The organism is Herbiconiux sp. FW305-C-125, assembly GCF_058783455.1.
The window spans coordinates 64169-73475 of record NZ_JBYSYO010000011.1; the positions used below are offsets into that span (position 1 = coordinate 64169).

The 9307-nt window shown below is 70.5% G+C and carries 8 protein-coding genes; 5 read left to right on the top strand and 3 right to left on the bottom strand.

The annotated features are described in order from the left end of the window. Nucleotides 1–51 precede the first annotated feature (51 nt). The 3 genes from AC3WLB_RS20380 to AC3WLB_RS20390 are packed head-to-tail and all read right to left on the bottom strand — an operon-like array spanning nucleotide 52 to nucleotide 3600. Complete coding sequence (locus AC3WLB_RS20380; RefSeq protein ID WP_492509142.1) at nucleotides 52–1407, bottom strand: aldehyde dehydrogenase family protein; 1356 nt, start codon at nucleotides 1405–1407, stop codon at nucleotides 52–54. Further along, entirely contained in the window at nucleotides 1404–2252 is an 849-nt protein-coding gene (locus tag AC3WLB_RS20385; RefSeq protein WP_492509144.1) for a gamma-glutamyl-gamma-aminobutyrate hydrolase family protein, read from the bottom strand. Before AC3WLB_RS20385 ends, AC3WLB_RS20380 begins: the two co-directional genes overlap by 4 nt. Beyond that, nucleotides 2233–3600: a glutamine synthetase family protein gene (locus AC3WLB_RS20390; RefSeq protein WP_492509146.1), complete on the bottom strand. Its 1368-nt coding sequence runs from the start codon at nucleotides 3598–3600 to the stop codon at nucleotides 2233–2235. Before AC3WLB_RS20390 ends, AC3WLB_RS20385 begins: the two co-directional genes overlap by 20 nt. 175 nt (nucleotides 3601–3775) lie before the next feature. Between AC3WLB_RS20390 and AC3WLB_RS20395 the strand changes: the two genes are divergently transcribed. The 5 genes from AC3WLB_RS20395 (at nucleotide 3776) to AC3WLB_RS20415 (ending at nucleotide 9192) form a co-directional block, all read left to right on the top strand. Beyond that, the gene (locus AC3WLB_RS20395; protein WP_492509148.1) at nucleotides 3776–5545 is read left to right on the top strand and encodes an ABC transporter substrate-binding protein; all 1770 of its coding nucleotides are present in this window, start codon (nucleotides 3776–3778) and stop codon (nucleotides 5543–5545) included. A 156-nt stretch (nucleotides 5546–5701) separates the two neighbouring features. Then, nucleotides 5702–6421 carry an SDR family NAD(P)-dependent oxidoreductase gene (locus AC3WLB_RS20400; protein WP_492509150.1) on the top strand — a complete coding sequence of 240 codons (720 nt, stop codon included), beginning with the start codon at nucleotides 5702–5704 and terminating at the stop codon, nucleotides 6419–6421. A gap of 13 nt (nucleotides 6422–6434) precedes the next feature. Continuing rightward, nucleotides 6435–7169: an SDR family NAD(P)-dependent oxidoreductase gene (locus AC3WLB_RS20405; protein ID WP_492509152.1), complete on the top strand. Its 735-nt coding sequence runs from the start codon at nucleotides 6435–6437 to the stop codon at nucleotides 7167–7169. A gap of 45 nt (nucleotides 7170–7214) precedes the next feature. Next, nucleotides 7215–8057, top strand: a complete 843-nt coding sequence (locus AC3WLB_RS20410) for a polysaccharide deacetylase family protein (protein WP_492509154.1) — start codon at nucleotides 7215–7217, stop codon at nucleotides 8055–8057. A 79-nt stretch (nucleotides 8058–8136) separates the two neighbouring features. After that, nucleotides 8137–9192 (top strand): sugar ABC transporter substrate-binding protein, encoded by a 1056-nt coding sequence (locus tag AC3WLB_RS20415; protein WP_492509156.1) that lies wholly within the window; start codon nucleotides 8137–8139, stop codon nucleotides 9190–9192. Nucleotides 9193–9307 lie beyond the last annotated feature (115 nt).

Consider the following 9307-nt stretch of genomic DNA (forward strand, 5'->3'; position numbering starts at 1 on the left):
TGGATGCTGGTGGATGCTCGTGGGCGCGCCTGGGCGCGAGGCTGCGTGCGGTCAGTCGGCCGCGATGAAGACGTTCTTGGTCTCGGTGAAGTGCGTGGGCGCATCCGGACCGAGCTCCCGGCCGAGCCCCGACTGCTTGAAACCGCCGAACGGGGTGGAGTACCGCACCGACGAGTTCGAGTTCACCGAGAGGTTGCCGGATGCGACGGCCCGCGACGCGCGCAGCGCCCGGCCGACATCCCTGGTCCAGATCGAGCCCGAGAGCCCGAACTCGCCGGAGTTCGCCAGCTCCAGCCCCTCCGCCTCGTCGTCGAAGGGCAGCACCACGGCGACCGGGCCGAAGATCTCCTCGCTCACCGTGCGGTCGTCGCGCCCGGGTGTGAGCACGGTGGGCGCGAACCAGAAGCCGGGACCGTCGGGCGCCGAACCACGGAAGGCCACGGGCGCCCCGTCGGGCACGAACGCGGCGACGGCGTCGCGGTGGGCGCGCGACACGAGCGGCCCCACCTCGGTCGCCTCCGACGCCGGGTCGCCCACGACGACCCCCGCGGTGGCGGCCTCGAACAGCTCCATGAACCGGTCGTAGACGCTCCGCTGCACGAGCACGCGGCTGCGGGCGCAGCAGTCCTGGCCGGCGTTGTCGAACACCGCGTAGGGAGCTGCGGCCGCGGCCTTCTCGAGGTCGGCGTCGTCGAACACGAGGTTGGCGCTCTTGCCGCCGAGCTCGAGGGTGACCCGCTTCACCTGCGCCGCGCATCCCGCCATGATCTGCTTGCCCACCTCGGTCGACCCGGTGAACACCACCTTGCGCACGGTCGGGTTGGTCACGAACCGTTCGCCGACGACCGAGCCCCGGCCCGGCAGGACCTGGAAGAGGTGCTCAGGCAACCCCGATTCGAGCGCGAGCTCGGCGAGGCGGATGCTCGTCAGCGGCGTCCACTCCGCCGGCTTCAGCACCACCGCGTTGCCGGCGGCGAGCGCGGGCGCGAAGCCCCAGGCAGCGATCGTCATCGGGAAGTTCCACGGCGTTATCACGCCCACCACCCCGAGCGGCTCGTGGAAGGTGACGTCGAGGCCGCCGGCCACCGGGATCTGCTGCCCGATCAACCGCTCCGGCGCCGCCGAGTAGTACTCGAGCACGTCGCGCACGTGCCCGGCCTCCCAGCGGGCCTGGCCGACCGGATGCCCGGAGTTCACCACCTCGAGCTGCGCGAGCTCCTCGACCGCCCCGTCGACGGCCGCCGCGAACCGGCGCAACGCCCTGGCCCGGTCGGCCGGCGCGACCTCCGCCCACTCGCGCTGCGCGACGGCGGCGAGCGCGATGCACTCGTCGCTCTCCTCGGCGCTCAGATGCTCGACGGTCGTCACGACCGACTCGTCGGCGGGGTTGACGACGGTGTAGCTCATCTCTCGGTCCTCGTCTGCTGGGGCTGGGGCTGGGGGTGGGCCTCGGGCTCGCGCTGGGCAAGGGGGTCGGGCTCGGGCACGCGCTCGCGCTCGCGCTGGGCCCGCGCGGTGCGTCGCCGGCGCGCCGCGTCGACCAGCCCGGCGAACAGCCGCCGGTCGGCGGCGTCCTCTTCGGGGTGCCACTGCACCGCCACCCCGAACGGCGACGACGGTAGCTCGACGGCCTCCACGACGCCCTCCGCGGTGCGCGCGGTCACCACGAGCGCGTCGGCGACCTGGTCGAGCGCCTGGTGGTGGTAGAGCTGCACGTCGAGCGGGTCGGCCGCGTCGCCGAGGGTGCGGGCGAGCAGCGTGCCGGGCTCGACCGCCACCCGGCCGGTCCCGAACACGGCGGCGCCCGGCTGGTAACCCTCGTGTCCCACTTGGTCGGGCAGGTGCTGCACGAGGGTGCCACCGAGGGCGACGTTGAGCATCTGCGCGCCCCGGCAGATGCCGAGGAACGGCAGCTCGGTCTCGATCGCCGCCCGCAGCAGCGCGTCCTCCCAGTCGTCGCGGTCGGTGCGCGGAGCGCCGGTGCGCGGGTGCGGCTCCTGCCCGTAGCGGCGGGGGTCGACATCCGCTCCCCCGGAGACGATGAGCCCGTCGAGCCGGGCGAGCACCGCGCGGGCGATGTCATCGTCGACCGGCTGCGGGGGCAGCAGCACGGCGATGCCGCCGGCATCCGTCACCGCGCTGAGGTACACCTCGGGCAGGAACGACGCCTGCACGTCCCACACCCCGGTCTGGGCCTGCTCGAGGTAGGTGGTGACCCCGATGACCGGACGGTCAGAGTCGCTCGAAACCACGGACCCGCTCCCAGTCGGTGACGGCCGCCTCGAAGGCGGTGAGTTCGACGCGGGCGTTGTTGACGTAGTGCGCCACCATCTCCTCGCCGAACGCGGCGAGCGCGATCTCCGACGAGGCGAACAGCTCGGCGGCGTCGCGGAGCGTCGACGGCACCCGCGGGGCGTCGCTGTCGTAGGCGTTGCCGGCGAAGGCGTCTTCGAGCTCGAGCTCGTTGTCGATGCCGTGCAGGCCCGCCGCGATCAGCGCGGCGACCGCGAGGTACTGGTTGACGTCGCCGCCCGGCACCCGGTTCTCGACGCGCATGCCGTGGCCGCGGCCCACCACGCGCAGCGCGCAGGTGCGGTTGTCGAAGCCCCAGGCCACGGCGGTGGGCGCGAAGCTGCCGTCGACGAAGCGCTTGTAGGAGTTGATGTTGGGGGCGAACAGCAGCGTGAGCTCCCGCAACGCGGCGAGCTGGCCGGCCAGGAAGTGCCGGAAGAGCTTCGACATGCCGTCGTCGGCGGCCGGGTCGGCGAACACCGCCGAGCCGTCGGCGCCCCGCAGCGAGATGTGGATGTGGCAGCTGTTGCCCTCGCGCTCGTTGAACTTCGCCATGAAGGTGAGGCTCTTGCCGTGGGCGTCGGCGATCTCCTTCGCCCCGTTCTTGTAGATCGAGTGGTTGTCGCAGGTGGCCAGCGCCTCGGCGTAGCGGAACGCGATCTCCTGCTGGCCGAAGTTGCACTCGCCCTTCACGCCCTCGGAGTACATGCCCGCCGCATCCATGGCGTTGCGGATGTCGCGCAGCAGCGGCTCCATGCGGGTCGAGGCGAGCACGGCGTAGTCGATGTTGTAGTCGGATGCGGGCGTCAGGTCGCGATAGCCCTTGCGCCAGGCCTCGCGGTAGCCGTCGTCGAACACGATGAACTCGAGCTCGGTGCCGACGAAGGGCACGAGCCCGCGGTCGGCCAGCCGCGCGATCTGCTCGCGCAGGATCTGCCGGGGCGACGGCGCGACCGGGGTGCCGTCGAGCCACTGCAGGTCGGCCGTGACGATCACGGTGCCGGGGAGCCAGGGCGCGCGCCGGAGCGTCGTGAGGTCGGGGATCATCGCCATGTCGCCGTAGCCGCGCTCCCAGCTCGACATCGCGTACCCGTCGACCGTGTTCATCTCGACGTCCACGGCCAGCAGGTAGTTGCAGCACTCCGCGCCGTGCTCGGCGACGTCTTCCAGGAAGAGCCGTGCGGACACACGCTTGCCCACCAACCGCCCCTGCATGTCGGTGAAGCCGACGAGCACGGTGTCGATCTCGCCCGCCGCGACGGCTGCGCGCAGCTCGTGCAGGTCGAGGAATCCGGTGAGTTCGGCCATCTGGGTCTCCAACTCGATCGTTGTCGAAAAGGGTGTCGCGCCGACCATTACAGCACGGCTTCGCACCAGAGCGACATCCGTAATTCGCACGATTGCGCCGCACGCGCGTTGTCCGGTATTGCCAAAGGTTGGTTTTCAGACCTTATTTCCCAGCGCCTTGCGCTAATCTCGTCCAATGGACGCCGCGCGCACACCCGAGGAGTTCTGCATCGACGTGGATGCGAACGGGTCGATCGTGGCCGTCGACGCGGGCACTCTCGACGACCTTCCCGCCGAGATCGTGCAGATCGCCCGGGGCCTCATCGCCGGAGGCGTGTCGCACGCCGCGTTCCTCGCGGCCGCCGTCACGGGCCGGGTGCCGCTCAGCATCCGCATCGAGGTGCGCCGAGGCACCGGCGACGCGGTGGCGACGGTATCGGGGCGCCCCTCCTACGAACTGCCGTACGCCCTCACCCTGCGCGAGCTCGACGTGCTGAGCCTCGTCGCCATCGGGGCCACCAACGTCGACATCGCCGCGCGCCTGCAGCTCAGCACCCGCACGGTCACCACCCACGTCGACCATGTGATGCGCAAGCTCGGCGTCTACAGCCGCACCTCGGCCGCCGTCATCGCGGTCGACGAGGGGCTCATCCGGGTGCCGTTCCCGGGCGGCGGCGAGGGCTTCGACCTGTTGCGCATCGGCCGGGCCGCGCGCTCCGACGCGCACCGTCCCAGTGCCGGACGCGCCGTCGCCGACGCGCCCCGGCTCGTGCGCCGCCCGCTCGTCATCGGCGCCGCGCTGCCCCTGCGCGGTTTCGTGGCGGCCGACGGCACCGAGATGGCCCAGGCCACGCAGCTCGCGGTCGACGAGCTGAACGCCCGCGGCGGCATCGACGGGCGCCTGCTCGCGATGGAGATCGTCGACGTCGACATCATGGATGCGGCGAGCATCCGGCACGCCATGACCACGCTCGCCGAGCGCGAGGTCGACGTCATCACCTCGGGCTACTTCGCCCACCAGGAGGTGGCGCACGAGGTGGTGGCCGAGTCGGGCATCCCCTACCTGCACGCTGCCACCATGAACGCCATGGAGGAGCGGGTACTCGGCGACCCCGAGCGGTACGGCCGCATCTTCCAGGTCTGCCCGAGCGACACCAACTACGCACCCCGGTACGTCGAGGTGATGAGCGAGCTGCGCGACCGCGGCCAGTGGATGCCCTCCTCGAACCGGCTCGTCGTGGTGCAGGGCGCCTGGGATCTCACCGACCTCGGCGTCGCACGCGCCTCCGAGATCGCCGAGCGCCGCGGCTGGCAGCTCGAGGTGATGCGGCCGTTCGCCGACGGCGAGTCGTCGTGGGCCGAGGTGGCCGAGCGCATCCGCCGCTCCGAACCCGCGTCGGTGATGCTCGGCCACTACCTGGTCGACGGCACCGTGAGCTTCTTGCAGCGCTTTCTCGACCAGCCCTCCGACACCCTCATCTACTCGGTCTACGCCCCGAGCGTGCCCGAGTTCCGCGAGCTCCTCGGCGAGCGCGCGGAGGGCATCCTCTGGGCCACCGTCACCGGTACCTACTCCGACCCTCTGGCCCGCGCGTTCGTGACGAAGTACCGCAACCGCTTCGACAAGAACCCCGGCCGCTCGCACGCGGGCATCGCCTACGACCGGGTGCGGGTGGTGGCGCAGGCCTGGGCGCAGGCGGCGAATCCGCGCGACCACGCCGCCGTCACCCAAGAACTCCGCGGCGTCATCCACCGCGGGGTGAACGGGGTCTACTACTTCGGCGAGCAGTCGCAGACGGCGCTCACCTACCCGGGGCACTCGGTCGACCCGTCGCTCGCGATGGCCCACCTGGTGTTCCAGATCCAGGATGGCCGGCAGCGCATCCTGAGCCCGTCGCCCTATGCCGACTCCACCTTCCGGGCGCCGCGCTGGCTCACGCGCACCCGCACCGCCATCCCGGCGTGACCCGCGCGGAGGCGACCGCGATCACGCCGTGACGCGGCCGTGATCCGGCCGTGACGAACTATACGTAATTCGCACGATCTGCTCGGCGCGCCGCCGTTCCTAACCTGAACCCACCCCGCAGGAAGACCTCGGGGAGGACGTCCGGGAGAGGATCGGATGGAACGGCTCGCAGGCAAGGTCGCCCTCGTGACGGGAGCGGCACGAGGAATCGGCCGGGGCATCGCGGAGGCGATGGCCGCGGAAGGAGCGGTGGTCGTCGCGTGCGACGTGCTGCCGTTCGACGGGGAGAGCGCGGTGGCCGAGCAGGTGGCGCTCGACGTCACCGACGAGGCGGCCTGGTTCGCCCTGGTGGGTGACGTCGCCTCCCGGCACGGCCGGCTCGACGTGCTCGTCAACAACGCGGGAGTCACCGGCCCCGCCGCGGTGCACGAGACCTCGCTCGCCGAATGGGAGCGCATCGTCGCCGTCGACCAGACCGGCGTCTTCCTCGGCATGAAGGCCACGATCCCCGCCCTCATCGACGCCGGCGGCGGCTCCATCGTCAACATCTCCTCGATCTGCGGCGCAGCGGCCGTGCCGGGCATCGCCGCCTACCACGCAGCGAAGGGCGCGGTGCTCACGCTCACGAAGAACGCGGCCGTCACCTACGCGCCGCAGGGCATCCGGGCGAACGCCCTCCTGCCCGGCTGGATCCAGACGCCCATGACCGCCGGTCAGTCCGACGACGTGAACGCCGTCTTCCTCGACGCGACCCCGCTCGGCCGGCCCGGCACCCCCGAGGACATCGCCTGGGCGGCCGTGTTCCTCGCCTCCGACGAATCGTCGTTCGTGACCGGCGTCGACCTGCCGGTCGACGGCGGCTACCTGGCCCGATGACGGAGGCACGCGGATGATCACGGGAACGCACCGCCTGAACGGCAAGGTCGCCGTCGTGACCGGGGCCGCCATGGGCATCGGCCGCGCGGTGGCCCGCCGGTTCGCCGACGAGGGCGCCTGGGTGGTGGCGGGCGACGTCGCGCCGTTCGGCCCCGCCGGCGACCTGCGCATCGACCAGCGACGTCTCGACGTGGGCGACGAGACGTCGTGGGCGGAGTTCGCCGACCACGTGCTCGGCGTCTACGGGCGGGTCGACGTGCTCATCGGCGCGGCCGGCGTGATCGGGTACGAGACCATCACCGAGCTGTCCCTGACGGAGTGGGAACGCGTCATCCGCATCGACCAGACCGGGATCTTCCTCGGCATGAAGACCTTCCTGCCCGCGATGCTCGAGCACGGGGGCGGCTCGATCGTGAACTTCTCCTCCGACTGGGGAGTGGTAGGCGGCGTCGGCGTCACCGCCTACAACGCCGCCAAGGGGGCGGTGCGGTCGCTCTCACGCAATGCGGCCGTGAGCTACGCGAGCCAGGGCATCCGGGTCAACTCCATGGTGCCGGGCTGGATCCGCACCCCGCTGACCGACCGGCAGCCGGCCGACGCCAACGAGCGCGTCATCGGCTCCACCCCGATGGGCCACGGCGGAGACGTCTCCGACATCGCCGACGGCTGCGTCTTCCTGGCCTCCGACGAATCGCGGTTCGTCACGGGCACCGACTTCGTCGTCGACGGCGGCTTCCTGGCCGTCTGAGCGACAGCACCGAGCACACCACACGAACACACGAGAGGAACACAGATGAGCCTGCACCTACCCGACGGCAAGACGCTCGCCGTCAGCATCGGCGCCGACTTCGACGCCCACAGCGTCTGGATGGGGACCTTCGGCCTGTCGAGTCCGAGCTACCTCTCGCGGGGCGAGTTCGGTGCCGAGGTCGGCGTGCCGCGCCTGCTGTCGCTGTTCGAGCGCTACGGCATCACCACCACCTGGTGCACCCCCGCGCACACCATGATGACCTTCACCGAGCGCTTCGAGTCGATCCTCGCCGGCGGACACGAGATCGCCGCGCACGGCTGCTGGCACGAGCCCGTACCGAAGCTCGAGGGCGACCAGGAGCGCCGGCTGATGGAGAAGACCCTCGAGCTGCACGACAAGTACGTCGGCAAGCGGCCGCGCGGCTACCGCTCCCCGGCCTGGGACTTCACCGACGAGACCCTGTCGCTGCTCGAGGAGTTCGGCTTCGAATGGGACTCCTCCCTCATGGGCCGTGACTTCGAGCCCTATCACCCCAAGCCCGTCACCGTGGGCTGGGAGGAGGGCAGCTCGTTCGGGCCGGCCAGCCCCATCCTCGAGTTCCCCGTCTCCTGGTTCCTCGACGACTTCCCGGTGGCCGAGTACATCCCGGGCGTGAACCAGGGTCTCGGCTCGAGCGAGGTCATGTTCCAGCGCTTCAAGGACCACTTCGACTACGCCTATCGCAACGTTCCGGGCGGGGTGCTCGCCATCACCGTGCACCCCCAGACCATCGGCCGAGCCCACCACATGATCGGCTTCGAGAAGCTCATCGACTACATGAGCTCCTTCCCGGGCACCTGGTTCGCCCCCCTCAGCGACATCTACGACACCTGGGGAGAGGACTGAGCCTCCACCCGCTCCACGCGTTCCACCGCACCACCCCCTTCCATCCCGACATCCTTCGCATCACCGAGAGGACCAGCACATGAGAAAGCTCATCGGCGCCACCGTCGCCATCATCGGCGTGAGCGCTTCGATGCTCCTGGCCGGCTGCACCACCGCCAGCCAGGAGGCCGCCGAGGCCAGCGCATCCGCATCCGCCGGGGCGGGCGGCCAGCCCACCCCCTCCGTCGAGAACGTCAGCGACCTGAAGGTCGCGTACTTCTCGGCGGGCTCGAGCAACCAGTACCTCCAGGCCGCCATCGACGAAGCCCAGAGCTACGCGGCCGACGAGGGATTCTCGCTCGACGTGTTCGACGGCCAGTTCGACGCCCAGGTGCAGTACGACCAGATGCAGACGGCCCTCACCAGCGGCAAGTACAACGTGTTCGCGGTCGAGCCCAACGACGGCAACCTGGTCTGCAAGCTGCTCACCAAGGACGCCCCGAGCCAGGGCGTCATGGTCACCGTGTTCAACCTGCCCATCTGCGGTCGCGCCACCAACCTCGGCGAGGAGACCTGGGAGCCCGGAACGGTCACCTATGTCGGCGGGCAGACCCTCGACGTCTACAACGACTGGGTGCAGAAGGTGAAGGACGCCTACCCCGACGGCGCGAAGATCGCCCTGATCTCCGGGCCCGACCTCAACGCGAACACGATCTGCTTCTTCCAGGCCGCCGAAGCCTTCGGCGACGACCCGAAGTGGCAGGTCGTGGCGCAGCAGACCACCGACTACACCACCCCGCAGGCGTTCTCGGCCGCGCAGACCATCGTGCAGGCCAACCCCGACCTCGACGTCATCATGTCGAACTTCTCGGGCATGACCCGGGGTGTGGTGCAGGCGACTGCGGGCACCGACATCGACGTGTGGGACTTCGGCGGCGACCAGTGGGCGCTCGAGAACGTCAAGGGCGGCGCCCTGCAGTCGACCATCATGATGCTCCCCCGTCAGGAGACGAAGGATGCGCTCGCTGCCGTCGTCGGGCTCGTGCAGGGCGACAAGGTGCCGGTGTTCTACAACCTGGCCGACTCCGACACCCTGCCGGGCGGCACGCCGTTCGTGTTCCAGGACACCGTCGACCAGTACACCGCCGAGTACTGATCCCCCGCACACCCATTCCCGGCGTACCGATTCCCGAAGGAGAAGACCCCATGGCAGAGACAGCAGTCGCCGCGATCCGGTGCGAAGGCGTGTCGAAGCTGTTCTCCGGCAAGTC